Raw genomic sequence first — 24,118 nt, forward strand, 5'->3', positions numbered from 1 at the left:
GCGCGACGGCTTCAGGCTGCATCGCTATCGCGCTTTGGCTCCTCGATTTGGCATGATGTCTTCGGAAAGCCGGTGCCCGCTTTTCCGCATCATGCCTGATCGCGCCGGAAGCGGAGATGCCGCGCAGGAGGGAACGATGCGTGCAAATGCGGGAGGCCGCCCCAAGCAGGCGCTGAACGAACGGGCGTTCGACCAGATCAAGCATGACATCGTGTGGTGCCGCCTCTCGCCCGGCGAGGAAGTCAGCGAGGGCAGGCTGACCGAACTGTACGGCTTCGGCAAAGCGCCCATCCGCCAGGCGCTCTCGCGGCTCGCGCAGGAAGGTTACGTGATTCCGATTCCGCGCTCGGGGCATCTCATCGCGCCGGTGACGCTGCAATCGGTCAAGGAGGTGTTCGAGCTGCGGATGCTGCTCGAGCCGGTGGCTATGGAAAAGGCCTGCGGCAATGTCGACGAGGCCAGGCTGCGGCGGCTGAACGCCAGATGCGCCGCCGGCTACGTGCCCGGCGACACCGCGAGCGAAGCGCGCTTTGTCGAGGCCAACCGGGATTTCCACATGGAGATCGCGCGCTGCTCCGGCAACTCGCGGCTTGCGGCGGCACTATCGCAGATCATCGACGAAATGACCCGCCTGCTGCATCTCGGCTTCGTGCTGCGCGAACGCCCCGAGGAGCTCAACCGCGAGCACGACGGGCTGATCGAGGCATTGCTCAAGAACGACAAGGCGCGCGCCCGCGACATCACCGTCGCCCATATCAATACGGTCCGCACCCTGGTGATCGATGGCATCATCCGGCACACCAATCTGAGCAACACCAACATCGCGCCGATCTAGTAGTACGCTCCCGTTTGCCGCGGCCTGGCTTGATGCGCGACCCGCATTGCCTTTGGCGGCGGCACAACACATCCAGCATCACGCCGCTCACGCGCGCTTGCACGCGGCGCGCGTGCGACCGCGCCCGGTCTGTTGTATAGTCGAGCGAGTGGGGGCTGCGGCGTTGTAACGGAGGTCCTCCATGAAAGTCAGGGACGTGATGCACAAGGGAGTCGATTGGGTAAGCCCCGACACCCCAATCACCGAGATCGCCAAACTGATGCAGGGACACGACGTCGGCTGCATTCCGATCGGGGAGAACGATCGGCTGATCGGGATGGTGACGGATCGCGACATCGTCTGCAAAGGTCTCGCGAGCAAAGACTTCAGCGCGGCGCGCACGACGGCGCGGGATGTCATGACGGAAGGTATCCACTGCTGCCGCGACGACGATGATCTGGCCAAGGCAGTTCATCACATGGAGACGCTGAAGATCCGCAGGCTGCCCGTGATCAACAAGAGCAAGCGGATGGTCGGCATGATCAGCCTGGGCGACGTCGGTCAATATGCCGCCGCCGATCTCGTGTCCGGATGCGTGAAAGGCGTGTCGGCGCACCACTGAGGCGAGGCCGGCTCTGTTGCGGAAACGTCAGGCAGACCGGCCCGCACCGCGGCCTGAAACAAACGCTGCCGAAGACGAATGGCGCGCCCGGAACGATTCGAACGTCCGACCCTCAGATTCGTAGTCTGATGCTCTATCCAGCTGAGCTACGGGCGCGTTTTCCGCAGACCATATGGGGCCGCAAGGCCCGATTGCATCCGACAAGGCTCGGATGGCCGCGAAAGAGCGCTCTAGCTACCGGCTTCCGCCTCGCTTTGCAAGGTCCGCCGTCGCATCTCGGCTCGTGCCGCCCCAGCGCAGGCACGCGCCCACGTCCTTCGCAAAATCCTCTGTCATTACAAGGATATCCGTGCTCGCCGCTCATCCGCCGCGCCGGAACGGCGAAGCGGCGCCTACGCCCGTGCCCGCTCGTTGCGAACGCTCAGGAGTTCCACCGGCCGGTCCGGAATCACGATCCGGAAGGTGGCGCCGATGGTGCCCTCGACCAGATGGATATCGCCGCCATGGGCGCGGACGAGCTCGGCTGCGATCGCAAGCCCGAGTCCGCTGCCCCCGGGTCGGCTGGAGGTCTGGAACGCCTCGAACAGGTGCTCGCGCGCTTTCGCCGGCACGCCGGGCCCGGTGTCCGAGACTTCCAGGATCGCGACCGCGCCCTCGCGCCGCCCGGTGATGCGGATCTGCATGGTGCCGGTGTCGCTGCGCGGATTGCCTTCCAGCGCCTGGGCCGCGTTGCGCACCAGGTTGAGGAGCACGCGGAACAGCTGATCCGGATCGGCATCGACCGCAAAGCCCCGCTCGATGGCGCTGATCCAGGTGATGGAGGCGTCGTTGGCAAGCCCCGCGGTCTCGCGGACTTCGGTCACGACGGGTTCCAGCAGGATCATGCGACGATCGGGCGCGGCCTCCTGCGCCCTGCCATAGGACAGCGTCGACTGGCAGAAGGCGATCGCCCGCTCCAGCGAACGCATCAGCTTGGGCGCAAAGCGCTGCACCCGCGGGTCGGGCACGCTGGCGAGCTGGTCCGACAGCAATTGCGAGGAGGCGAGCAGGTTGCGCAGGTCGTGGTTGATCTTCGAGACCGCGAGCCCCAGAGCCGCCAGCCGGCTCTTCTGATGCAGCATCGAGACGAGGTCGCGCTGCATGTCGGCAAGCTCGCGCTCGGCGACCCCGATCTCGTCGCCGCGCTGGCTCGGCACGATGATCCGCGCGGCATTCTCGGGATCGTCGTGGAACGCGGCAACGCTGGCGGTCAGCCGCCGCATCGGCCGCACGAACAGGAAATGCAGCGCGAGATAGACCAGCGCCGCGGTCAGCATCGCGATCCCCAATGAGACCAACAGCAGATTGCGGGAAAAGCGGTACATCGACTGGCGCAGCGGCAATTCGTCGATCACGGTCTCGATGAATTGCGCCCCGCCGGGCGCCGGCCCGATCACCCGGATCGACTGGTTGCCGGTTTCCAGCATCATCTCGAAGGAACCGATGATGGCCCGCCACACCGTCATGGTGCGCATGTCGATGTCGTGGTCGATCGAGGCCGGCAGGTCGGCGCTGGCGAGCAGGCGGCGCTGCTGGCCCATCTTGATGGCCACCGCGCGCGCCCCGATGCTGGTGAGGATCTGCCGGGCCAGCGAATCCGGAACCATCCCCGAGGGAGCGGCGTCGAGCACCAGCGCCGCGGTGTTGGCGGCCGCAAGGCGGTCGTTGAGCCGGTTGATCCGGAAGTTCGCGATCGCGGGCACGTAAATCAGCATTCCCGCGATCATGACCAGCGGGATCGTGAGCAGCAGGAGCTTGCCGGAAAGGCCAAGACGGCGCGACGGCTTCGCGCGCGGCCCGTTCTCGGTCGGCTGTGCGTCGGTCAATGACACGATGACGGCCCTTCGTCGCTACCAGTGAGGATGCGTTTCACCCCCGAGCCGGTCAAATTACGGATCGCTAATGTCGGCTCATTCCCTGATCTAGGATGGAAGAGCCGGAGCTGCTATCCGCGCCTCTAAAAAACCCCGGAAACTTCAATATATTCACTCTAATTGCGACGTTTCAAAGAAGGTCGCCCCGGACAGTCCGCGACATTGACGAAAACGGGGCGCTCCCTTATAAGCCGCGCCAACTGTCCGGAGGCGGCCCATCGGGGCCGGAACGGCCTTTTGGGTCGGCCAGCATCACCGGACTGATCTCAATTCAGCGGCAAATTGCCCCCTCAGCGGAGAAGGACCCGTGAAGCGGACTTATCAACCCAGCAAACTGGTGCGCAAGCGCCGCCACGGTTTCCGCGCCCGTCTCGCCACCGCCGGTGGCCGCAAGGTTCTCGCCGCACGCCGTGCGCGGGGTCGCAAGCGACTGAGCGCCTGAGCCGGGCGACTTCCGGAGATTCAAGCCATGGATCGGCTGAGGCGGCGGGCAGACTTTCTCGCCGTTGCCAGTGGCGCGCGGGTCAGCACGGCGGCCTTCGCGCTGCAGGGCCGCCGCCGCGACGACAATGGGCCGGTTCGGATCGGCTTCACCGTCACCAGGAAGAACGGCACCGCGACCGAGCGCAACCGCATCCGGCGCCGGCTTCGCGAATTGGTGAAGCGGCTCGATGTCATAGCCATGCGACCTCACCATGATTATGTGCTAGTCGGCCGCCGTGCCGCGCTCAGTCGCGACTTCGAGGCCATGCTCGACGAACTGCGCAGCGCGTTCCATCGCATCGACCGGCAGCCCGAAACCAGGCGCAGCGACGCCAGGACCTAGAGAAATACCTGGACAAATCAGCCCCGGCCGATCAGGCCGGATGAAGGACGAGAGTTTTCGATGAGCGATAATCGCAACACCATCCTCGCGATCATTCTGTCCGGCCTCGTGCTGATCGCCTGGCAATATTTCTACAACATCCCGCAGATGGAAAAGCAGCGCGCGCAAAGCCAGCTGCAGTCCGAACTGACCAAGCAGGCGCCCGCGCCAACCCCCGCCAATCCACCGCAGACCGGTGCGGCGCCAGCGCCCGCCGCCAATGCGCCGGCGGCGCCGGCTGCATCCGCAGCGCCGGTGGTCGACCGTGCCGCCGCCATCGCCGCCACGCCGCGGGTCAAGATCGACACCCCGCGCCTGTCGGGCAGCATCTCGCTGAAGGGCGCGCGGGTCGACGACCTCTCGCTGGTCCAGTTCCGCGACACCGTCGACCCGAACTCGCCGGCGATCGTCCTGTATTCGCCCTCGGGCACGGCGGCGCCCTATTACGCCGAGTTCGGCTGGGTGCCGGCAACGGGCTCCACGGCGCGGCTGCCCGACCAGAACACGATGTGGCAGCAGGAGGGTTCCGGCAACCTGACGCCGTCGAGCCCGGTGACGCTGAAATATGACAATGGCGAGGGCCTGACCTTCCGCCGCACCATCGCGATCGACGACCGCTACCTCTTCACCATCAAGGACGAGGTGACCAATGTCGGCAGCGCGCCGGTCACGCTCTACCCGTTCGCGCTGATCTCGCGGCACGGCACGCCGCAGGTTTCCGGCTACTACATCCTGCACGAAGGCCTGATCGGCTATCTCGGCGACCAGGGCCTGCAGGAATACGCCTACAAGAAGATCGACGACGCCAAGCAGGTCGCCTTCAGCGTCACCAACGGCTGGCTCGGCATCACCGACAAATACTGGGCGTCCGCGCTGCTGCCGGACATCAATGCGCACCTGCAGGCACGCTTCTCCTCGAACCTTGTCGGCACGGTCAGGACCTACCAGACCGACTATCTGCAGGACGCGCAGACGATCGCGATCGGCGGCACCGGCAGCGCCAATGCGCGGCTGTTCGCCGGCGCCAAGGAAGCGAGCGTGGTCGGCATCAACTTCCCGCTGGCCGGCTTCGGCGGCTACAACAAGCAGCTTTCGCTGAACCATTTCGATCTTCTGATCGACTGGGGCTGGTTCTACTTCATCACCAAGCCGATGTTCCTGGCGCTCGACTTCTTCTATCGCCTGTTCGGCAATTTCGGCATCGCCATCCTGCTCGTCACCGTGCTGGTGAAGCTGCTGTTCTTCCCGCTCGCCAACAAGTCCTACGCCTCGATGGCGAAGATGAAGTCGGTGCAGCCGCAGCTTCAGGCGCTCAAGGAGCGCTATCCCGACGACCGGGTGAAGCAGCAGCAGGAGATGATGGAGATCTACAAGAAGGAGAAGATCAACCCGATCGCGGGCTGTCTTCCGGTCGCCTTGCAGATCCCGGTGTTCTTCTCGCTCTACAAGGTGCTGTTCGTCACCATCGAGATGCGCCACGCGCCGTTCTACGGCTGGATCAAGGATCTCTCGGCGCCCGACCCGACCAACCTGTTCACACTGTTCGGGCTGCTCCACTTCGACCCGACCCAGCTTCCGCTGTTCGGGCACTACCTCGCGCTCGGCATCTGGCCGATCATCATGGGCATCACGATGTGGTTCCAGATGAAGCTGAACCCGACGCCGCCGGATCCGACGCAGAAGATGATCTTCGACTGGATGCCGCTGATCTTCACCTTCATGCTCGCGGGCTTCCCGGCCGGCCTCGTGATCTACTGGGCTTGGAATAACCTGCTCTCGGTGCTGCAGCAGAGCTTCATCATGCGCCGCAACGGCGTGAAGGTGGAATTGTTCGACAACCTCAAGTCCACCTTCATGCCGAAGAAGGCGGAATCGAAGACGTAAGGCGACCGCTCGGGTTCTCTCATTCGTCATGCCCGGCCTTGTGCCGGGCATCCACGTCTTAGAGGATAACCCAAGGCGAAGACGTGGATGGCCGGGGGAATTGCGAAGACGCGCTTCGCGCTTTAGCCCGACCATGGAGCAGCGGAAAACCTTCGCATGACCGCCGACATCGATGCTGACCTGATCGAAGAAGGGCGGAAATTATTCGCCGGCGACTGGCAGTTCGTCTACGCCTCCCCTTCGATCGAGACGCTGCCGCCGATGGGCGCGACCGAGATCGCCTTCGCCGGCCGCTCCAATGTCGGCAAGTCCTCCCTCATCAATGCGCTGACCGGCCGCAACAATCTGGCGCGCACCTCGCACACGCCGGGCCGCACCCAGGAGCTGATCTTCTTCGAGGCGCCCGCGCGAGGCGGCCTGCGGCTCGTCGACATGCCCGGCTACGGCTATGCTTCAGCCCCCAAGACCAAGGTCGCATCCTGGACCGCGCTGATCCACAAATTCCTGCTTGGCCGCGCCAGCCTCGCCCGGGTCTATGTGCTGATCGACGCCCGCCACGGCCTTAAAGAGGTCGACCTCGACGTCTTCAAGACGCTCGATCGCGCGGCCGTGAGCTACCAGGTCGTGCTGACCAAGGCCGACCAGGTCAAGGCCGCCGGGCTCGAGGCGTGTCGCGCGGACACCGCCACAGCACTTGCGAAACATCCGGCCGCCTTTCCTGACGTGCTTGCGACCTCCTCGCGCACCGGATCGGGGATCGCCGAGCTGCGCGCAGCGATCGTGCGGCTCCTGGAGGAACGCCGGGCATGAGCGCGGCGCTGCGGATCCTGATCGTGCTCGCCGCCATCATGGGCGGCGACGGCGTCATCCTCGCGGCCGCAGGCGCGCACCTTGCCGACGCCTCCCGGCTTGCCGCGGCCTCCTCGATGCTGCTGTTTCACGCCAGCGCGGTGCTCGCGACCGCGGCGCTTCTTGCCCGCGGCACCGTCCATGCCAGGATCGGCCTTGCGGCCGGCTCCGGCTTCGTGGTCGCAGCAAGCCTGTTCGCCGGCGACCTCACCTTGCGCCAATTCGCCAGCCACGGCCTGTTTCCGATGGCCGCCCCCACCGGCGGCACGCTGCTGATCGCGAGCTGGCTGGCGCTTGCGGTCGCGGCCGCCTGGCCGAACCGCGCCCAATAATTTTGCGCTGCTGACGCCAATCAGATAGAAACGCGGCGAGTTTTTCGACCGAGAGACCGCTTCATGACCGACGCGTCCCACATCACTCCGCTCGATCAGGCCCGCATCCTCTCCGAGGCGCTGCCTCACATGCAGGAGTATGACGAAGAGACCATCGTCATCAAATATGGCGGGCACGCCATGGGCGCGGAGGACACAGCGAAAGCATTCGCGCGCGACATCGTGCTGTTGGAGCAGACCGCGATCAATCCGGTCGTGGTGCACGGCGGCGGACCGCAGATCGCCACCATGCTGAAGCGGCTCGGCATCGAGTCCGAATTCGCCGCCGGCCTTCGCATCACCGACGCCGCCACCATCGAGATCGTCGAGATGGTGCTCGCCGGCTCCGTCAACAAGCAGCTCGTCGGCTACATCAACGAGGCCGGCGGCAAGGCCGTGGGCCTCTCCGGCAAGGACGGCAACATGGTGAAGGCGTCGAAGACGACGCGCACCATGATCGATCCCGGCTCCAACATCGAGAAGACGATCGATCTCGGCTTCGTCGGCGAGCCGGAAAAGGTCGACCTCACCCTGCTCAACCAGCTGATCGGCTATGAGCTGATCCCGGTGCTGGCGCCGCTTGCGACCTCGCAGCACGGCCAGACGCTGAACATCAACGCCGACACCTTCGCCGGTGCGGTGGCCGGCGCGCTCAAGGCCAAGCGGCTTTTGCTTTTGACCGACGTGCCCGGCGTGCTCGACAAGTCGAAGAAGCTCATTCCCGACCTGTCGATCAAGGACGCGCGCAAGCTGATCGCCGACGGCACGATCTCCGGCGGCATGATCCCCAAGGTCGAGACCTGCATCTATGCGCTGGAGCAGGGCGTGCAGGGCGTCGTCATCATCGACGGCAAGATGCAGCACGCGGTGCTGCTGGAACTCTTCACCAACCAAGGTACCGGCACGCTGATCCACAAGTGACGAGCGCGACACGATCGCCGGGCATGTCCGGGCGCCGCTCCGCCTCCCGGTGGCGGCGGTATGCGGCGCGCACGGCGCTCGCGCTGCCGGCGGCCGTGGCTTCGTTCATTGCCTCCTCCGCGCCGGCCTTCGCCGATTTGAAATTCTGCAACCGCATGAGCTACGTGGTCGAAGCCGCGATCGGCATCGACGACAAGTCGGCGACCGCGACGCGCGGCTGGTTCCGCATCGACCCCGCCGCCTGCCGCGTGGTGCTGCAGGGCCGGCTCGCGGCCGACCGTATCCTCCTGCATGCGCGGGCGCTCGGCCTCTACGGCACCTCGCCGATCCCGCAGAACGGCAGCGACACGCTGTGCGTCGCCTCGGACAATTTCGTCATCGCGGCGGCGCGGCAGTGCCGCCCCGGCCAGACGCCGGCACCCTTCACCCAGATCACGCCGACCCAGACCGACGACGGCAACCTCGTCGCCTATCTCGCGGAAGACTCCGAATATGACGACGAGCAGGCGCGGCTCGCCGGCATCCAGCGGCTGCTCGTGATCGCGGGCTATGACGCAGCCCCGATCGACGGCGTCGACGGTCCGAAGACGCAAGGTGCGCTGGCGGCTTTCCTGAAGAGCCGCGGGCTCGCGGCCGACATCGTGCAGTCGCCGAACTTCTTCTCCACCATGATCGACGCGGTGCAGTCGCCCTCGCCGACCGGGCTGACCTGGTGCAACGACACCCCGCACAAGGTGATGGCGGCGGTTGCGACCGATGACGGCAAGAGCGTGGTGAGCCGCGGCTGGTACCGGATCGATCCCGGCAAATGCCTGCATCCTGACGTGGCCGGCCAGCCCAGACAGATCTTCAGCTTCGCCGAAGCCGTCGATGCCGAGAACCGCACCGTCCGCTACAAGGACAAGCCGCTGAACTGGGGCGGCCCGACACCGCTCTGCACCCGCGAGAGCAAGTTCGAGACCAACGAACAGGGCGATTGCGCGAGCCGCGGTTTTGCCGCCACCGGTTTTTCGGCCGTCGACATGTCGGGCGGCGGCAAGACGCTGCGATTTGCGATGCCGTGATGATGTTCAAGTCTCGCCTCACCCCAACTCGTCATCACCCGCGAAAGCGGGTGATCCAGTACTCCGAGACATCAGTGCTTCGCTCCAAGGCCGCGGCGTACTGCATGCCCGCCTGCGCGGGCATGACAGCCGGAGGGACGCCATGAAACCCCGCTCCTTCACCCACATCGACACCTGGGTGTTCGACCTCGACAACACGCTCTATCCGCATCACGTCAATCTGTGGCAGCAGGTCGATGCGCGGATCGGCGAGTTCGTCAGCGCCTGGCTGAAGATCTCACCGGAAGAGGCGCGGCTGATCCAGAAGGACTATTATCGCCGCTACGGCACCACCATGCGCGGCATGATGACCGAGCACGGCGTGCGCGCCGACGACTACCTCGCCTATGTCCACAAGATCGACCACTCGCCGCTCGAGCCCAACCCCGCGATGGGCGCGGCGATCGCCGAGCTGCCCGGCCGCAAGCTGATCCTCACCAACGGCTCGACCGATCATGTCGGCAAGGTGCTGGAGCGGCTCGGCCTGACGGGTCATTTCGAGGCGGTGTTCGACATCATCGCCGCCGAGCTCGAGCCGAAGCCGGCACCGCAGACCTACCGGCGGTTTCTCGACCTGCACCAGGTTGATCCCACGCGCGCGGCGATGTTCGAGGACCTCGCGCGCAACCTCGTGGTGCCGCATGAGCTCGGCATGACGACCGTGCTGGTGGTGCCTGACGGCTCCAGGGAAGTCGTGCGCGAGGATTGGGAGCTGGAGGGCCGCGGCGCCTCCCATGTCGATCATGTCACCGACGATCTGACCGGATTCTTGCAGCGGCTGACGAAGCAGCAGGCGAGCTGACGTTCCGCTTACTCCCGTCATACCCCGCGAAAGCGGGGTATCCAGTACGCCGCACTGCCGCAGCTCAATCACTACCGCTTCTGGAATACTGGATCACCCGCTTTCGCGGGTGATGACCGCGACCCAGCCTTGACTCCGCTCCCCCAAATTCCGAAAAAGCGTCCCGTTCGTCCGCCAAGCGCCTTCCGCCAGAGGAAACCCCGATGTCTCTCGCCAGCCTCGAATCCACCGTCAATGCCGCCTTCGAGGCGCGCGACGGCATCTCCGCCGCGACCAAGGGCGAGGTCCGCGAGGCCGTCGACAGTGCGCTCGAGCTGCTTGACAAGGGTGAGGCCCGCGTCGCGGAGCGCGAAGCCAGCGGCAAATGGAAGGTCAATCAGTGGCTGAAGAAGGCCGTGCTGCTGTCGTTCCGCCTCAACGACATGACCGCGATCGCGGGCGGTCCCGGCAAGGCCTCGTGGTGGGACAAGGTGCCCTCGAAGTTCGACGGCTGGGGCGAGAACCGCTTTCGTGACGCCGGCTTCCGCGCCGTGCCCGGCGCGATCGTGCGCCGCTCCGCCTTCATCGCGCGAAACGTCGTGCTGATGCCCTCCTTCGTCAATCTCGGCGCCTATGTCGATGAGGCGACCATGGTCGACACCTGGTCCACCGTCGGCTCCTGCGCCCAGATCGGCAAGCGCGTCCACATCTCCGGCGGCGTCGGCATCGGCGGCGTACTCGAGCCGCTGCAGGCGGAACCCGTGATCGTCGAGGACGACTGCTTCATCGGCGCGCGCTCGGAAGTCGCCGAAGGCGTGATCGTGCGCAAGGGCGCGGTGCTCGCGATGGGCGTGTTCCTGGGCGCGTCCACCAAGATCGTCGACCGCGAGACCGGCGAGACCTTCATCGGCGAGGTGCCGGAATATTCGGTCGTGGTGCCCGGCGCGCTGCCCGGAAAGCCGCTGAAAAACGGCCAGATGGGCCCCTCCACGGCCTGCGCCGTGATCGTCAAGCGGGTCGATGAGCGCACCCGCGCCAAGACCAGCATCAACGAGCTGTTACGCGACTGATCGAACCGGCCAACGCCGGGACGCGACCAATATCCGGAACCCCGCAAGGGAGAGCTGAGCGGCTCCGGAGGTCGCGATGGACTGGCTTTGGTACCTGTTCAGCTTCAAGGGCCGCATCAACCGCGCCAAATGCTGGCTCGCCGGCCTCGTGATCGTCTGCTGGATGATGCTCCTGGGCCTTCTGGTCGCCTGTATCGGCAAGCTGTTCGGCGGCCCGACGTCGATCCATTTCGGCATCGATGATATCTTTGAGATCATCGATCCGCGCGCGATGCGCGCCTGGCATTCCGCCAGCCCCGTTTCGCTTGTCGTCCATGGGTTCGGCACCCCCGTTTTCCTGTGGATCTATGCCGCCACCGCGATCAAGCGGCTGCATGACCGCGACAAGAATGGCTGGTGGATGGTGCCATTCTTCGTCATCCCCGGCCTCTACAGCCAGTTCGCCGACCGGCTCGGCGATTCCTATGCGGTGACCGCAGCCGCCGTCATCGTCGCCATCCTGATGGCCTGGGGCTTCATCGAGATGTACTGCCTGAAGGGTACCCGATGGACCAACCGCTTCGGCCCCAATCCGCTGCCGAAAACCCGGACCCAGCCCCGCGGCACGCCGACGCGCTGGAATCAGGACCATGAAACCGAGCCGGTGCCGCACCGCGCCGCGGCGCCGATTCCGGACGTTCGTCTTGTCGTGCCGCCGCTCGGACCAGCCGCCAAAACGCGGTAGAAGGCGCGCTAGAAGACGCGCTGGCGATTTGCCGTTCCGCGGGTCGTCTCCGCATGGTAAGCGGACGGCATGACCGACGCCCTTTCCATTACCCGCGACCTCGTCCGCTGCCCTTCCGTCACACCCGCCGACGCCGGCGCGCTCGGCGTGCTCGAAACCCTTCTGAAGGCTGCCGGCTTCGCGACGCACCGCGTCGCCTTCTCCGAACCCGGCATCGCCGACATCGACAACCTCTATGCCCGTATCGGCAACGAAGGCCCGCACATCACCTTTGCCGGCCACACCGACGTGGTGCCGCCGGGCGATGAGACCGCCTGGAGCGTCGGCGCATTTTCAGGCGAGGTGAAGGACGGCTTCCTCTATGGCCGCGGCGCGGTCGACATGAAGGGCGGCATCGCCTGCAGCGTCGCCGCGGTGCTGCAGCATCTCGCCGACCACGGCGGCAAGGTCCGCGACGACGGCAAGGGCTCGATCTCGTTCCTGATCACCGGCGACGAGGAAGACGTCTCGGTCAATGGCACCGTGAAGCTTCTGCAATGGGTCGCCGCGCGCGGCGAGAAATTCGACCATTGCGTGCTGGGCGAACCCTCCAACGTGGAAGTGCTCGGCGACTGCATCAAGATCGGCCGCCGCGGCTCGCAGTCCGGCACGCTGCATGTCGAAGGCCGGCAGGGCCATGTCGCCTATCCGCATCGCGCGGCGAACCCGGTGCCGGACATTTCGCGGCTGATCGTGGCGCTGAGCGAGGAGCCGCTCGACAATGGCAGCGCGCAGTTCCAGGCCTCCAACCTTGAATTCACCTCCGTTGACGTCGGCAACACCGCCTTCAACGTGATCCCGGGTCAGGCACGCGCCCGCTTCAACATCCGCTTCAACGATCACCACACGCAGGAGACATTGCGCAAGCTGGTCGAGGAGCGGCTGGCGAGAGCCGCCGGCAACCGCGTCCGCGCCCGCATCGTCTGGGAGTCCTCGAACTCGAACGTGTTCGTGACAAAGCCCGGCCCCTTCACCGACCTCGCGGTCTCGGCGATCGAGGAGGTTACGGGGCGCAAGCCCGAGCTGTCGACATCGGGCGGCACGTCGGATGCGCGCTTCATCGCGAGCTACTGCCCGGTGATCGAGTTCGGGCTGGTCGGCCAGACCATGCACCAGATCGACGAACGGGCCTCGGTCGCCGATATCGAGAAGCTGACGAAGATCTATCGCGGGATTTTGGCGCGGTATTTTGCGTGAGAGAGCAGTCGTAGGATGGGTTGAACGCAGCGAAACCCATCGCATTCGCGGGGCATGACTGCTTCTAATACTGCACCCGCACCAGATAGAGCCCCTCGGGCGGCGCAACCACGCCGCAGGCTGCGCGGTCGCGCGCGGCAAGCGCGGCGGCGAGATCATCGGCGCTCCAGCGCCCCTCGCCGACCCACACCAGCGAGCCGACCATCGAGCGCACCTGGCTGTGCAGGAAGGAACGCGCCGAGGTCATGATCCGGACCGCGTCGCCCTGCCGCACGACATCGAGCTGGTCGAGCGTCTTGTCCGGCGATTTCGCCTGGCACTCGGTGTCACGGAAGGTCGTGAAATCATGCTTGCCGACGAGCCGTTGCGCGGCCGCGTGCATCGCGTCCGCATCGAGCCGCCGCGGCACGCGCCAGACGCGGCCGACATCGAGCGCGAGGTTCGCCCGCGTGTTGGCGATGCGATAGAGATAGTGTCGCTTCACTGCCGAGAACCGCGCCTCGAAGGTTTCGGGCACGATCTCGGCGGCGAGCACGGCGACCGGATCGGGGCGCAGATGCGCGTTCAGCGCGTCACGCAGACGATCAGGCCTGAAGGGTTTTGCGATATCGCAATGGGCGACCTGCCCGAGCGCGTGGACGCCGGCATCGGTGCGGCCCGAACCGTGCACGCGGACATCGTCGCCGCAGGTCGCCTTGACGGCGGCTTCCAGCGCGCCCTGCACCGTCGGCAGGTTGTCCTGAAGCTGCCAACCGGAGAACGGCGTGCCGTCATATTCGATGGTGAGCTTGTAGCGCGGCATCAGGTTCAATCTATTTCGATCGTCATGGCCGGGCTTGACCCGGCCATCCATCATCCTTCAGGAGGTTGTTTTCCAAGATGGATACGCGGGTCAAGCCCGCGTATGACGATCTTATTCAATTCGGGCTTCCTTCTTCAGCGGCGTGCCGCGCAAAAACTCCCCCGCCTTCATCGGCGCCTTGCCGGCCCGCTGCAGCTCGGTGATGCGGATCGCGCCATCGCCGCAGGCGATCGTGAGGCGCTCGTCGAGCACCGCTCCGGGATGGCCCGCGCCGCTTGCAAGCTGGCAGCGCAGGACCTTGATGCGGACCGGTTCGCCCATGCCCGCGATCTCGCTCCAGGCGCCGGGAAACGGCGACAGCCCGTGGACGTGGCGCAGCACGGCATGCGCCGGCCTGCTCCAGTCGATCCTGGCTTCCGCCTTGTCGATCTTGGCGGCGTAGGTCACGCCCTGCTCGCTCTGCTTTTTCAGTTGCAGCGCGCCGCGCTCCAGCGCCGCCATGGCCCGCACCATCAGGCCGGCGCCGAGCGGCGCAAGACGATCATGCAGGTCGGCCGCCGTCGTGGCGTCGGTGATCGGTACGCGCTCGGCCATCGCGACGTCGCCGGTGTCGAGGCCGGCATCCATCCTCATCACCATGACGCCTGATTCGAGATCGCCTTCCATGATGGCGCGGTTGATGGGCGCCGCCCCGCGCCAGCGCGGCAACAGCGATGCATGCAGGTTGAAGCATCCGAGCCGCGGCGCATCCAGGATCGGCTGCGGCAGGATCATGCCATAGGCGACGACGACGGCGGCATCCGCATTGAACGCGCGCAGCTCGGCAAGCGCCTCCTCGCTCCGCAGCGTCTTCGGCGTCAGCACCGGAATGGCAAGCCGCCGCGCTTCCTGCTCCACGGGCGTCGCCTGTGGTTTCATGCCGCGGCCGCCAGGTTTTGGCGCGCGGGTGTAGACGGCTGCGATCTCATGGCCATGGCCTGCGAGCTCGAGCAGCGTCGGCACCGCGAAATCTGGCGTGCCCATGAAGATCAGGCGGAGGGGCATGGAACTATCCTGCGACGCATCAGCTCAATTTATCCGTCATGGCCGGGCTTGTCCCGGCCATCCACGTCCTTGATGTCGCGAGAAAAAGGAAGAGGTCGATGCCCGGCACGAGGCCGGACCATGACGAGCAGGGGGCCTACTCTCCCGTACGCTTGGCGGCCTTGGTGAACTTCTTCAGCACGCGGTCACGCTTGAGCTTCGAGAGATAGTCCACGAACAGGACGCCGTTGAGATGGTCGATTTCGTGCTGGATGCAGGTCGCATACAGCCCCTCGGCATCTTCCTCATGCACCTTGCCGTCGAGATCCGTGTAACGCACCCGCACCTTGGCCGGGCGTTCGACCTCCTCGTAATATTCGGGGATCGAGAGGCAGCCCTCCTCGTAGACCGACATTTCCTCCGAACGCGCGAGGATCTCGGGATTGATGAATACCCGCGGCTGCGGGGTCGTCTCGCCGTTCTCGTCGCGCTTGGCGAGGTCCATCGTGATCAGCCGCAACGGCTCCGCGATCTGGATCGCCGCGAGCCCGATCCCGGGCGCGGCATACATGGTCTCGAACATGTCGTCGGCAAGCCTGCGGATCTCCGGGGTCACCTTTTCGACGGGCTTGGAGACGAGCCGCAACTGTTTGTCGGGCAGGATGATGATTTCGCGGATGGCCATGGCGGGCGATTTAAGCTGCTGATCTCTGGGGGTCAATCCGCGCGGGGAACCATCGCGCCACGGCGGCCCAGGAATTTTAAGCCAGCCTTAACCATCGGATTTAGCCCCTGATTGACCAAATACGTTCTCTCTTCGTTCGCGGAACCCTGCGAATCGGCTACTAGTGGCGCATGAACCAGATTCTGTTCGTCGTCGGCGACTGGCCGATCCGCATCAACGAGGCGCTGATCGGCTTTGGCGCGCTCACCCTATTGCTGCTGCTCGTCATCGCGATCGTGATTGCGCGATCGGGACGGCGCAGCGCCGCGCTTGCGATGGCGCAGGCGATCCGCGCCGACGAGCTGGAGGAACGCCTCTCCGAGATGATGCGCGTGCAAAGCGAGGCGAGCGGACGGGTCGACGCCATGACGCAGACCCTCGCCGGCCGCCAGGCCGAGCTCGCCCGCTCCGTCAATGAGCGTCTTGATTCGGTCACCCATCGCGTCGGCCAGTCCATGGAGCAGACCACGCGCAACACGATGGACTCGCTGCGCAAGCTGCACGAGCGGCTCGGCATCATCGACCATGCGCACAAGAATCTCACCGACCTGACGACGCAGGTGACGACCTTGCGCGACGTGCTCGCCAACAAGCAGGCGCGCGGCGCGTTCGGCCAGGCGCGGATGGAAGCGATCGTCCAGGACGGAATGCCCAAGGGCTCCTACGAATTCCAGCACACACTCTCGACCGGCAAGCGGCCCGATTGCGTGGTGTTCCTGCCCGACCAGCGCCCGCTCTGCATCGACGCCAAATTCCCGCTGGAATCGGTGACCGCGCTGCATGTTGCGCGCACCGACGAGGAGAAAAAGCTGGCAGGCCAGCGGCTGCGCAACGACGTGCTCAAGCACGTCGCCGACATCGCCGAGAAATATCTGATCGCCGGCGAAACCCAGGACACGGCCTTGATGTTCGTGCCCTCGGAATCCGTCTATGCGGAAATCCATGACGGATTCGACGACGTGATCCAGAAGGCCTATCGCGCCCGCGTGGTGCTGGTGTCGCCCTCGCTATTGATGCTGGCGATCCAGGTGATGCAGCAGATTCTGAAGGACGCGCGCATCCGCGACGCCGCCGACCAGATCCGCACCGAGGTGATGAATCTCGGCGACGACCTGACTCGCCTGCGCGACCGCGTGCTCAAGCTGCAGAAGCACTTTGGCGACGTCAACGAGGACGTCAGGCAGATCCTGATCTCCGCCGACAAGATCGAGAAGCGCGCCGGCCGCATCGAGGAGCTGGACTTTTCCAAGGAGCCGCCGGCGGAAGCCCCGCGCCTGGTCAAGACCACACCCGATCTGTTCCCACTGCCGCGCAAGCTGCAGGCCGGGGAGTGATCCTCCGCAAGAACGATCTGCTATTGTCGCCGTCATCGCCCGGCTTGACCGGGCGATCCAGTATTGCAGAGACGATGGATGCAGGAACGCCAGCTTCTACGTCTACATTCTGGCCAGCCGGATCGGCGGAACACTGTATATCGGCGTGACCAACGACCTGGTTCGCCGCGGGGCTGAACACAAACTAAAGGTCGCCGAGGGCTTCACTGAAAGATACAATGTCATCGGGCTCGTGTACTTTGAGCTGTTCGACGATCCTGAGAACGCAATCCGACGTGAAAAGCGCTTGAAGAAGTGGAATCGAGCCTGGAAGATTCGTCTGATCGAAGAGCACAATCCAAATTGGGACGATCTTTATCCCAGCATCGCCGCCGCATGATCCTATCGTCATGCCCCGCGAAAGCGGGGCATCCAGTACGCCGCGGCCCGGGTAGCTGGAACGAACCTTCACGGAATACTGGATCGTCCGCCTTCGCGGACGATGACCGCAGAATGGACAAATGACTGCTCCCGAAGCGACATCGGAAAGCGCCGCTGTGACGCACAAAGCGCCGCCCACCTCCTGGCGCGACAGCCTTGCCGTCTATCTGCAACGGCGCGTGCTGATCGTGCTGCTGCTCGGCTTTTCGTCCGGCCTGCCGCTCGCGCTGTCCGGATCGACGCTGCTGGTCTGGATGCGCGAATCCGGCGTCGACCTCGGCACCATCGGCCTGTTCGCGCTGGTCGGCACGCCCTACACGCTGAAGTTCCTGTGGGCGCCGCTGGTCGATGCGCTGCATGTGCCGCTGTTCACACGCGCCTTCGGACGCCGGCGGGGCTGGCTTTTATTCTCGCAGCTGCTCCTGATCGCGGCGATCCTGCTGCTGGCGCTCGCCGACCCCGCGCGCTCGCCGCTGTTCGTCGCGGTCGCCGCGCTGCTGGTCGCGACGGCCTCCTCGACCCAGGACATCGTGGTCGATGCCTTCCGCGTCGAAAGCCTGCCCGAAAGCGAGCAGGCCGCCGGCATGGCGTCCTACGTCGCGGCCTATCGCATCGGCATGCTGGTGTCGACCGCCGGCGCATTGTTCATCGTCTCCGGCTTCGAGAGCACGGGCCTGACCCGCGGGGCGGCCTGGATGTGGGGCTATGTCGTGATGGCGGCGCTGGTCCTGATCGGCACCGTCACCGCGCTCGCGGCGACCGAACCCGATCAATCGGCACGGGTCGAGACCGCGACCGAAGCGGAAAGCGCGTTCGCGCGCGTCCTGCATGCCGCGGTGGGCGCATTCTCCGAATTCCTCACCCGTCGTGACGCGTTCGCCGCGCTCGCCTTTGTCGTGCTGTTCAAGTTCACCGACGCCTTCTCGGGAACCATGACGGCGCCGTTCGTGATCGACCTCGGTTTTTCCCGCAACGATTACGCCGCCATCGTCAAGGGCGTGGGGCTTGCGGCAACGCTGATCGGCGGCTTTGCCGGCGGCTTCGTGGCGCGGCGCTATTCACTGGCCGCGAGCCTGTGGATCGGCGGCGTGCTGCAGGCGCTCGCCAATCTGTCGTTCTCGTGGCTGGCACTGGTCGGCATCAACCAGTGGGCGCTGGCGCTTGCGATCACCGCCGAGAATTTCACCAGCGCCATCGGCACCGTGATCTTCGTCGCCTACCTGTCGGCACTGTGCCGCAACCCGCTGCACACCGCGACCCAATATGCGCTCCTGACCGCGCTCGCCGCCGTCGGCCGCACCTATCTGTCGTCGGGCGCGGGCTATGTCGCGAAAGCGACCGGCTGGCCGCTGTTCTTCGCGATCTGCGTGCTGGTCGCGATCCCGAGCTTCGTCCTGCTGGCGTGGCTGCAGCGGCGCGGACATTTCGAAAGTCTGGGACCGGTGAAGGTGTAGTTTTTCTCCGCGTCATCACCCGCGAAAGCGGGTGATCCAGTATTCCAAAGACAGCGGTAACAGGACGGCAAGGTCACCGCGTACTGGATCGCCCGGTCAAGCCGGGCGATGACATTGTCTACTGCTTCGTCACCACGCTCCATTTGGTGACGACCGCCTCGCTCATCTGGCCGGCGGCCTCCGCGCAGGCGATCTCGTCGACCTTCACCGAGATTTCCTTGCCGACGAACGCCCGCAGCTGCGCCGCCTGGGCATCGCTGGTCGTGACGAGCTGGAACGTTTCCGGCCCGGTCTCGAGGTTGCACAGCCCGTTCGGCGGCGGCAGCCGGCGCGGCTCGCTGGTGATCTGGTAGGTGGCGACACGCTTGCCGCTCTTGCCGCCGCGCACCTTCATCGCGTTTAGCTCGCCGGAGAGGATGTCGCCGGCCTTGATCGGCTTGCCGGCCTTCGGTGCGGCGCCGCCTTGCTGCGCGAGCGCGGGCGCGCTGACCGCTGCCGCCAGAACCGCCGCCAAAGCCCATCGTTTGCCGAATCGTCGTTTCGTCATTCCGTCATGTCCCGTCTGTTGTTGCTAGAACAGCGTGCGCTGGCGCATCGCCGCTGAAAGCGTGCCCTCGTCGAGATAGTCGAGTTCGCCGCCGACCGGCACGCCGTGCGCGAGCCGGGTCACCCTGACATTCGCCTCCTGCAGGAGGTCGGTGATGTAATGCGCCGTGGTCTGGCCATCCACGGTGGCATTGAGCGCGAGGATGATCTCGGAGACCTCGGGCTCGTGCGCGCGCTTGACCAGTTGATCGATGGTGAGGTCCTGCGGGCCGACGCCGTCGAGCGGCGACAGCGTCGCGCCCAGCACGTGATAGCGGCCCTGCGTCGCATTCGCCCGCTCCAGCGCCCAGAGATCGGCGACGTCGGCCACCACCACGATGATCGAGCCGTCACGCCGGGGATCGGTGCATACCGTGCAGGGATTTTGCGTGTCGATATTGCCGCAGGTCTTGCAGACCTGGACCTTGTCGATCGCGACCTGGAGCGCCGAGGAAAGCGGCGTCATCAGCGCTTCGCGCTTCTTGATCAGATGCAGCGCAGCGCGCCGCGCCGAACGCGGCCCGAGCCCCGGCAGCCTTGCCAGGAGCTGGATCAGGCGCTCGATTTCAGGACCGGCAACCGCAGGCATGATGTTATGTCGAGCCCAATAGTCCGGGCGGCAGCCCGAGCCCACCGGTCAGCGCCGCCATCTTTTCCTGCACGGCGGCTTCCGCCTTGCGCCGCGCATCGTTATGCGCGGTCACCAGCAGGTCTTCCAGGACCTCGCGCTCTTCCGCCTTCATCAGCGAAGGGTCGATCTTGACGCCCTTCACCTCCATCTTCGCGGTCATGCGCACGGCGACGAGACCGCCGCCGGAGACGCCCTCGACTTCGACATTGCCGAGTTCTTCCTGCATCTCCTGCATCTTCGATTGCAGCTGCGCCGCCTGCTTCATCATGCCGAGGAAATCGGGCATCGTGTTTCCTTCTCAAAAATCGTCGTTGTCCGGCGTCTCGGCGGGATCCTCACCGATAGAGTCGGATTCCGGCAGCTCGGGGGCAAGCCTGCGCACCTCGAGGATCTTGGTGCCGGGAAAGCGCGCCAGCACCTCCTGCACCCGCGGATCGGCCTCGGCGGCACGCTCGCGCTGGTTTCTCGCCGCTTCATGTTGCGAGCGCAGGGTCGGCTGGCCGGCCGCGTTGGAGACCACCACGGTCCAGCGCTTGCCGGTCCATTGATCGAGCTTGCGGGAGAGATCGTTGATGAGCGTCTTCGCGGCGTTCGGTTCGAGTGCGACCTCGAGCCGCCCGTCCTCGATGCGGACGAGCCGCATGTCGCTTTCCAGCGCGCCCTTGATCAGAAGATCGCGCTTTTCGGCCGCGAGCGCGACGAGCTGGGGGAAGCTGGTGATGCGCAAGGTCGGCGCGCCCTGGGCTTCCGCGGCAGGCGCCATTTGCGGACGGAGCGAGGCTTCAGCGCCGGAGCGCGGCGCGGGAGCCGCCGGGCGCGCCGGCGCGGACGCCATGGCGGATGCAACCGGGGCCGGCGTGCCGCGTGGAACCGCAGCGGTCGCAGCAGTGGAAGACGCGCCGCCGTTCTGCTCGATCATGCGGATCGCTTCATCCGGCGTCGGCAGATCGGCGACATAGGCGATGCGCACCAGCACCATCTCGGCCGCAGCCGCTGGCCGCGTCGCGCCCTGCACCTCGGCGATGCCCTTGAGCAGCATCTGCCACATCCGCGACAGCACGCGCATCGAGAGTTTTGTGGCGAAATCGCGGGCCCGCACGCGCTCGGTCTCGCCATAGGCGACATTGTCGGCGGTCGCCGGCACGATCTTCACGCGGGTGACGAAATTGACGAATTCGGCGAGGTCCGAGAGCACGACGACCGGATCGGCGCCGGTGTCGTATTGATCGCGGAACTCACGGAAGGCGCTCGCGATATCGCCGCGCGCCAGGCTCTCGAACAGGTCGATCACCCGGGTGCGGTCGGCGAGCCCAAGCATCTGCCGCACTTCGTCGGCGCGCACCTTGCCCGCGGCATGCGCGATCGCCTGGTCGAACAGCGACAGCGAATCGCGCACCGAGCCTTCGGCTGCCCGCGCGATGATGCCGAGCGCCTCCGGCTCGACCTCGACGCCTTCCTTTTTCGCGATGTTGGAAAGGTGCGTCATCAGCACGTCGGCCTCGACGCGGCGCAGGTCGAAACGCTGGCAGCGCGACAACACCGTGACCGGAACTTTTCGGATCTCGGTGGTCGCGAACACGAACTTGGCGTGCTCCGGCGGCTCTTCCAGCGTCTTCAGGAACGCGTTGAACGCGGCCGTCGACAGCATGTGGACTTCGTCGATGATGTAGACCTTGTAGCGGGCGCTGGCCGGGGCGTAGCGCACGCTGTCATTGATCTGGCGGACGTCGTCGACGCCGGTATGGGAGGCCGCGTCCATCTCCAGCACATCCATGTGCCGGCTTTCCATGATCGCCCGGCAATGCACGCCGAGCGTCGGCATGTGGATGGTCGGCCCCTTCACCGAACCGTCCGGCAGCTCGTAATTGAGCGCGCGGGCGAGGATCCGCGCCGTGGTGGTCTTGCCCACGCCGCGCACGCCGGTCAGGATCCAGGCCTGCGGAATCCGCCCGGTCTCGAACGCGTTGGAAACCGTGCGGACCACGGCGTCCTGTCCGATCAAATCTTCGAATCCGGAAGGGCGGTATTTGCGCGCCAGCACGCGGTAGGGTGCGGGGGCGCCAAGGCCGAGGCCACCCTGGTCGGTGCTGTCGGATTTCTCGGGCGGAGCGCCAGCGTCGGTCATCGATCGATCCGCAGTTCTGTCTTTCTCGGCCGGCGTTTGCGGAAAGGAGCGAGCGCCGGGCGCAGACTTCGGCGCCGCCGGCGCGATTCGCTCGAAAAAACGGTAGGAGACTGACGAGCGACCCGATCCGGACCTCGTTAGGGCTGCTTCCTTCCGGACCTGACCCGGTTGGCGAGTGGCTCGTCCACCGCCAATCTCCCGACCCCTATTTGGGGCCAAAAGGCCGAGAAAGCAAGCGGGGCTGCACCCCCGTTTGCGGGACTTGTGCAGGAATACGGAAAAGCATTAGTTGCCGTCGTGCCCGGCCTTGTGCCGGGCATCCACGTCTTTCTTAATCTGGCAGCAGATCAAGACGTGGATGGCCGGGGTCAAGCCCGGCCATGACGAGCGTCATTTTTATGCCCGGGAACCCCCATGTCCGATCCCGCCTGGTCGCTGCATTCCCAGCTCAAGAAGGACACCATCGACATCGGCGACCTGCCGCTGTGCCGGGTGCTCGTCATCAAGGATGCGCATTATCCCTGGCTGCTGCTGGTGCCCCGCCGCCCGGACATCGTCGAGATCATCGACCTTGCGGAGGTCGAGCAGGCGCAGCTGATGACGGAGATTTCCCGCGTTTCGCGCGCGCTGAAGGAGGTTTCCCGCTGCGACAAGCTGAACGTCGCCGCGCTCGGCAACCTGGTGCCGCAGCTCCACGTCCATATCATCGCCCGCCGCTCCAGCGACGCCGCCTGGCCGCGCCCGGTCTGGGGCGTGATGCCGCCGCTCGCCCATGACGCCGAAGAGGTGCAGAATTTCATCAGCGCGCTCAGGCGCAAGATCTGGCTAGGTTGAGAAGACGAAAATGTCAGCCTTCGACGCATTTCCACTGGGCCAGCCGGCCTTTGTTTCCAACGTCCTCGATCGCGCCGCGCATCTGCGCATGAATGACGAGAAGCTGATGGCGCTGGAGAGCGACCCCCGCTCGCGCGCCTATGTGGTCTATCGCGACTCCCTCGTCGTGAAAAAGGAGGCGGAGCGCACGCGCGCGCTGCTCACGCTCGACGAGGCGGTGAAATTCGGCGCCAATCCCGGCACGATCTTCCTGGGGCTGCGCGACGGCGCCGCGGTGTTCGGCATGGGCGTCTCCGCCGCCGCCGCCGAAAAGCTCGTGAGCCGCGACGATGTCGCCGTCAACGAATTGCGCGGCATGGCGATGCAGGGGGCGGTGCCGCCGGGCGAGCTCGCGGCGATCGCCGCGGCGAAGTCGATGGTGAACTGGCATCAGCGCCACGGCTTCTGCGCCAATTGCGGCACGCGCACCGCGATGCGCGAAGGCGGCTGGAAGCGCGAGTGCCCTTCTTGCAAGGCCGAGCATTTTCCGCGCACCGATCCGGTCGTGATCTCGCTCGTCACCCTGGGCGACAAATGCCTGCTCGGCCGGCAAAAGCACTTTCCGCCTGGCATGTATTCCTGTCTCGCCGGTTTCGTCGAAGCGGCCGAGACCATCGAGGACGCGGTGCGCCGGGAGATCTTCGAGGAGTCCGGAATCCGCTGCACCGAGGTGCAATATTACATGACGCAGCCCTGGCCCTACCCCTCGTCGCTGATGATCGGCTGCACCGCGCGCGCCCTCAACGAGGAGGTCGTCGTCGACCGTTCGGAACTCGAGGACGCGCGCTGGTTCGACCGCGAGGAGGCGCGCCTGATGCTCGCCCGCAAGCATCCCGATGGGCTCGCGGGCCCGCACCCGTTCGCGATTGCCCATCATTTGGTCGGACGCTGGGTGCATGATGGCAAGCCCGCAAGCGCATAACGTGGAACGGCCGATGACCTTATTCATTGATGCAGCAGCCTGGTTCCCAGCGAATGGGGAACCGTCATGACG

General features: G+C 65.5%; 26 protein-coding genes, 1 tRNA gene and 1 other RNA gene. 18 read left to right on the top strand and 10 right to left on the bottom strand.

Translation table 11 applies throughout. The features are described 5' to 3' along the window. The first annotated feature begins 136 nt into the window (after window positions 1-136). A complete protein-coding gene (locus QOU61_RS35335) occupies window positions 137-835 on the top strand; it encodes a GntR family transcriptional regulator (protein WP_289655791.1) in 699 nt (232 codons plus the stop codon). 181 nt (window positions 836-1,016) lie between these two features. After that, window positions 1,017-1,436 (top strand): CBS domain-containing protein, encoded by a 420-nt coding sequence (locus QOU61_RS35340; protein ID WP_289655792.1) that lies wholly within the window; start codon window positions 1,017-1,019, stop codon window positions 1,434-1,436. Window positions 1,437-1,515: 79 nt separating this feature from the next. Here the strand turns inward: QOU61_RS35340 and QOU61_RS35345 are convergent. Continuing rightward, window positions 1,516-1,592 (bottom strand) — tRNA-Arg (locus QOU61_RS35345). A 236-nt stretch (window positions 1,593-1,828) separates the two neighbouring features. Beyond that, window positions 1,829-3,307 (bottom strand): sensor histidine kinase, encoded by a 1,479-nt coding sequence (locus tag QOU61_RS35350; RefSeq protein WP_289655793.1) that lies wholly within the window; start codon window positions 3,305-3,307, stop codon window positions 1,829-1,831. Window positions 3,308-3,656: 349 nt separating this feature from the next. On the opposite strand from QOU61_RS35350, the gene rpmH reads away from it, so the two are divergent. The 11 genes from rpmH to dapE all read left to right on the top strand — a co-directional run bounded on the left by rpmH (window position 3,657) and on the right by dapE (window position 13,153). Next, window positions 3,657-3,791: a 50S ribosomal protein L34 gene (rpmH, locus tag QOU61_RS35355; protein WP_008542748.1), complete on the top strand. Its 135-nt coding sequence runs from the start codon at window positions 3,657-3,659 to the stop codon at window positions 3,789-3,791. A gap of 27 nt (window positions 3,792-3,818) precedes the next feature. Beyond that, window positions 3,819-4,175: a ribonuclease P protein component gene (rnpA, locus tag QOU61_RS35360; RefSeq protein ID WP_289655794.1), complete on the top strand. Its 357-nt coding sequence runs from the start codon at window positions 3,819-3,821 to the stop codon at window positions 4,173-4,175. Window positions 4,176-4,235: 60 nt separating this feature from the next. Further along, window positions 4,236-6,098, top strand: a complete 1,863-nt coding sequence (gene yidC / locus QOU61_RS35365; protein WP_289655795.1) for a membrane protein insertase YidC — start codon at window positions 4,236-4,238, stop codon at window positions 6,096-6,098. A gap of 156 nt (window positions 6,099-6,254) precedes the next feature. Then, window positions 6,255-6,908 carry a ribosome biogenesis GTP-binding protein YihA/YsxC gene (gene yihA / locus QOU61_RS35370; protein WP_289655796.1) on the top strand — a complete coding sequence of 218 codons (654 nt, stop codon included), beginning with the start codon at window positions 6,255-6,257 and terminating at the stop codon, window positions 6,906-6,908. Further along, complete coding sequence (locus QOU61_RS35375) at window positions 6,905-7,279, top strand: DUF423 domain-containing protein (protein ID WP_289655797.1); 375 nt, start codon at window positions 6,905-6,907, stop codon at window positions 7,277-7,279. Before yihA ends, QOU61_RS35375 begins: the two co-directional genes overlap by 4 nt. Window positions 7,280-7,342: 63 nt before the next feature. Beyond that, the gene (gene argB / locus QOU61_RS35380) at window positions 7,343-8,239 is read left to right on the top strand and encodes an acetylglutamate kinase (RefSeq protein WP_289655798.1); all 897 of its coding nucleotides are present in this window, start codon (window positions 7,343-7,345) and stop codon (window positions 8,237-8,239) included. 23 nt (window positions 8,240-8,262) lie between these two features. After that, the gene (locus QOU61_RS35385; protein WP_289655799.1) at window positions 8,263-9,303 is read left to right on the top strand and encodes a DUF1036 domain-containing protein; all 1,041 of its coding nucleotides are present in this window, start codon (window positions 8,263-8,265) and stop codon (window positions 9,301-9,303) included. 142 nt (window positions 9,304-9,445) lie between these two features. After that, window positions 9,446-10,144: a pyrimidine 5'-nucleotidase gene (locus tag QOU61_RS35390; RefSeq protein ID WP_289655800.1), complete on the top strand. Its 699-nt coding sequence runs from the start codon at window positions 9,446-9,448 to the stop codon at window positions 10,142-10,144. Window positions 10,145-10,347: 203 nt separating this feature from the next. Further along, a complete protein-coding gene (gene dapD / locus QOU61_RS35395) occupies window positions 10,348-11,193 on the top strand; it encodes a 2,3,4,5-tetrahydropyridine-2,6-dicarboxylate N-succinyltransferase (RefSeq protein ID WP_289655801.1) in 846 nt (281 codons plus the stop codon). Window positions 11,194-11,269: 76 nt separating this feature from the next. Next, window positions 11,270-11,917 carry a DUF805 domain-containing protein gene (locus tag QOU61_RS35400; protein ID WP_289655802.1) on the top strand — a complete coding sequence of 216 codons (648 nt, stop codon included), beginning with the start codon at window positions 11,270-11,272 and terminating at the stop codon, window positions 11,915-11,917. 69 nt (window positions 11,918-11,986) lie between these two features. Beyond that, the gene (dapE, locus tag QOU61_RS35405; RefSeq protein ID WP_289655803.1) at window positions 11,987-13,153 is read left to right on the top strand and encodes a succinyl-diaminopimelate desuccinylase; all 1,167 of its coding nucleotides are present in this window, start codon (window positions 11,987-11,989) and stop codon (window positions 13,151-13,153) included. A gap of 64 nt (window positions 13,154-13,217) precedes the next feature. Here dapE and truA read toward each other — a convergent pair whose 3' ends face one another. The 3 genes from truA to def all read right to left on the bottom strand — a co-directional run bounded on the left by truA (window position 13,218) and on the right by def (window position 15,663). Continuing rightward, entirely contained in the window at window positions 13,218-13,955 is a 738-nt protein-coding gene (gene truA / locus QOU61_RS35410; RefSeq protein WP_289662058.1) for a tRNA pseudouridine(38-40) synthase TruA, read from the bottom strand. A 111-nt stretch (window positions 13,956-14,066) separates the two neighbouring features. Next, on the bottom strand, window positions 14,067-14,999 hold the full coding sequence (gene fmt, locus QOU61_RS35415) for a methionyl-tRNA formyltransferase (RefSeq protein WP_289655804.1): 933 nt from the start codon (window positions 14,997-14,999) through the stop codon (window positions 14,067-14,069). 136 nt (window positions 15,000-15,135) lie between these two features. Continuing rightward, window positions 15,136-15,663, bottom strand: a complete 528-nt coding sequence (gene def / locus QOU61_RS35420; RefSeq protein ID WP_289655805.1) for a peptide deformylase — start codon at window positions 15,661-15,663, stop codon at window positions 15,136-15,138. Between the two features lie 170 nt (window positions 15,664-15,833). On the opposite strand from def, the gene QOU61_RS35425 reads away from it, so the two are divergent. The 3 genes from QOU61_RS35425 (at window position 15,834) to QOU61_RS35435 (ending at window position 18,910) form a co-directional block, all read left to right on the top strand. Beyond that, entirely contained in the window at window positions 15,834-17,036 is a 1,203-nt protein-coding gene (locus QOU61_RS35425; RefSeq protein ID WP_289655806.1) for a DNA recombination protein RmuC, read from the top strand. A gap of 55 nt (window positions 17,037-17,091) precedes the next feature. Then, entirely contained in the window at window positions 17,092-17,415 is a 324-nt protein-coding gene (locus QOU61_RS35430) for a GIY-YIG nuclease family protein (protein WP_289662060.1), read from the top strand. A 121-nt stretch (window positions 17,416-17,536) separates the two neighbouring features. After that, complete coding sequence (locus QOU61_RS35435; protein ID WP_289655807.1) at window positions 17,537-18,910, top strand: AmpG family muropeptide MFS transporter; 1,374 nt, start codon at window positions 17,537-17,539, stop codon at window positions 18,908-18,910. Between the two features lie 118 nt (window positions 18,911-19,028). Here the strand turns inward: QOU61_RS35435 and QOU61_RS35440 are convergent, their stop codons facing one another. The 5 genes from QOU61_RS35440 to ffs all read right to left on the bottom strand — a co-directional run bounded on the left by QOU61_RS35440 (window position 19,029) and on the right by ffs (window position 22,450). Next, window positions 19,029-19,457: a hypothetical protein gene (locus QOU61_RS35440; protein ID WP_289655808.1), complete on the bottom strand. Its 429-nt coding sequence runs from the start codon at window positions 19,455-19,457 to the stop codon at window positions 19,029-19,031. Between the two features lie 24 nt (window positions 19,458-19,481). Beyond that, window positions 19,482-20,084, bottom strand: a complete 603-nt coding sequence (recR, locus tag QOU61_RS35445; RefSeq protein WP_289655809.1) for a recombination mediator RecR — start codon at window positions 20,082-20,084, stop codon at window positions 19,482-19,484. 4 nt (window positions 20,085-20,088) lie between these two features. After that, a complete protein-coding gene (locus tag QOU61_RS35450; protein WP_289655810.1) occupies window positions 20,089-20,412 on the bottom strand; it encodes a YbaB/EbfC family nucleoid-associated protein in 324 nt (107 codons plus the stop codon). A gap of 12 nt (window positions 20,413-20,424) precedes the next feature. Then, complete coding sequence (locus QOU61_RS35455; RefSeq protein ID WP_289655811.1) at window positions 20,425-22,251, bottom strand: DNA polymerase III subunit gamma/tau; 1,827 nt, start codon at window positions 22,249-22,251, stop codon at window positions 20,425-20,427. A 102-nt stretch (window positions 22,252-22,353) separates the two neighbouring features. Then, window positions 22,354-22,450, bottom strand: an RNA gene (ffs, locus tag QOU61_RS35460) — signal recognition particle sRNA small type. A gap of 215 nt (window positions 22,451-22,665) precedes the next feature. Between ffs and QOU61_RS35465 the strand changes: the two genes are divergently transcribed. Both QOU61_RS35465 and nudC read left to right on the top strand, forming a co-directional pair. Beyond that, complete coding sequence (locus tag QOU61_RS35465; protein WP_289655812.1) at window positions 22,666-23,085, top strand: HIT domain-containing protein; 420 nt, start codon at window positions 22,666-22,668, stop codon at window positions 23,083-23,085. A 10-nt stretch (window positions 23,086-23,095) separates the two neighbouring features. Further along, complete coding sequence (nudC, locus tag QOU61_RS35470; protein WP_289655813.1) at window positions 23,096-24,046, top strand: NAD(+) diphosphatase; 951 nt, start codon at window positions 23,096-23,098, stop codon at window positions 24,044-24,046. The last annotated feature ends 72 nt before the right edge of the window (window positions 24,047-24,118 follow it).

The sequence above is a fragment of the Bradyrhizobium sp. NP1 genome (assembly GCF_030378205.1).
Taxonomy (GTDB): Bacteria; Pseudomonadota; Alphaproteobacteria; order Rhizobiales; family Xanthobacteraceae; genus Bradyrhizobium.

Excerpts from the sequence above, each read along its gene's own strand:
- QOU61_RS35335 (WP_289655791.1), top strand. The coding sequence starts at position 137 with ATGCGTGCAAATGCGGGAGGCCGCCCCAAGCAGGCGCTGAACGAACGG.
- QOU61_RS35340 (WP_289655792.1), top strand. The coding sequence starts at position 1,017 with ATGAAAGTCAGGGACGTGATGCACAAGGGAGTCGATTGGGTAAGCCCC.
- rnpA (WP_289655794.1), top strand. The coding sequence starts at position 3,819 with ATGGATCGGCTGAGGCGGCGGGCAGACTTTCTCGCCGTTGCCAGTGGC.
- yidC (WP_289655795.1), top strand. The coding sequence starts at position 4,236 with ATGAGCGATAATCGCAACACCATCCTCGCGATCATTCTGTCCGGCCTC.
- yihA (WP_289655796.1), top strand. The coding sequence starts at position 6,255 with ATGACCGCCGACATCGATGCTGACCTGATCGAAGAAGGGCGGAAATTA.
- QOU61_RS35375 (WP_289655797.1), top strand. The coding sequence starts at position 6,905 with ATGAGCGCGGCGCTGCGGATCCTGATCGTGCTCGCCGCCATCATGGGC.
- argB (WP_289655798.1), top strand. The coding sequence starts at position 7,343 with ATGACCGACGCGTCCCACATCACTCCGCTCGATCAGGCCCGCATCCTC.
- QOU61_RS35385 (WP_289655799.1), top strand. The coding sequence starts at position 8,263 with ATGTCCGGGCGCCGCTCCGCCTCCCGGTGGCGGCGGTATGCGGCGCGC.
- QOU61_RS35390 (WP_289655800.1), top strand. The coding sequence starts at position 9,446 with ATGAAACCCCGCTCCTTCACCCACATCGACACCTGGGTGTTCGACCTC.
- dapD (WP_289655801.1), top strand. The coding sequence starts at position 10,348 with ATGTCTCTCGCCAGCCTCGAATCCACCGTCAATGCCGCCTTCGAGGCG.
- QOU61_RS35400 (WP_289655802.1), top strand. The coding sequence starts at position 11,270 with ATGGACTGGCTTTGGTACCTGTTCAGCTTCAAGGGCCGCATCAACCGC.
- dapE (WP_289655803.1), top strand. The coding sequence starts at position 11,987 with ATGACCGACGCCCTTTCCATTACCCGCGACCTCGTCCGCTGCCCTTCC.
- truA (WP_289662058.1), bottom strand. The coding sequence starts at position 13,955 with ATGCCGCGCTACAAGCTCACCATCGAATATGACGGCACGCCGTTCTCC.
- fmt (WP_289655804.1), bottom strand. The coding sequence starts at position 14,999 with ATGCCCCTCCGCCTGATCTTCATGGGCACGCCAGATTTCGCGGTGCCG.
- def (WP_289655805.1), bottom strand. The coding sequence starts at position 15,663 with ATGGCCATCCGCGAAATCATCATCCTGCCCGACAAACAGTTGCGGCTC.
- QOU61_RS35425 (WP_289655806.1), top strand. The coding sequence starts at position 15,834 with ATGAACCAGATTCTGTTCGTCGTCGGCGACTGGCCGATCCGCATCAAC.
- QOU61_RS35435 (WP_289655807.1), top strand. The coding sequence starts at position 17,537 with ATGACTGCTCCCGAAGCGACATCGGAAAGCGCCGCTGTGACGCACAAA.
- QOU61_RS35440 (WP_289655808.1), bottom strand. The coding sequence starts at position 19,457 with ATGACGAAACGACGATTCGGCAAACGATGGGCTTTGGCGGCGGTTCTG.
- recR (WP_289655809.1), bottom strand. The coding sequence starts at position 20,084 with ATGCCTGCGGTTGCCGGTCCTGAAATCGAGCGCCTGATCCAGCTCCTG.
- QOU61_RS35450 (WP_289655810.1), bottom strand. The coding sequence starts at position 20,412 with ATGCCCGATTTCCTCGGCATGATGAAGCAGGCGGCGCAGCTGCAATCG.
- QOU61_RS35455 (WP_289655811.1), bottom strand. The coding sequence starts at position 22,251 with ATGACCGACGCTGGCGCTCCGCCCGAGAAATCCGACAGCACCGACCAG.
- QOU61_RS35465 (WP_289655812.1), top strand. The coding sequence starts at position 22,666 with ATGTCCGATCCCGCCTGGTCGCTGCATTCCCAGCTCAAGAAGGACACC.
- nudC (WP_289655813.1), top strand. The coding sequence starts at position 23,096 with ATGTCAGCCTTCGACGCATTTCCACTGGGCCAGCCGGCCTTTGTTTCC.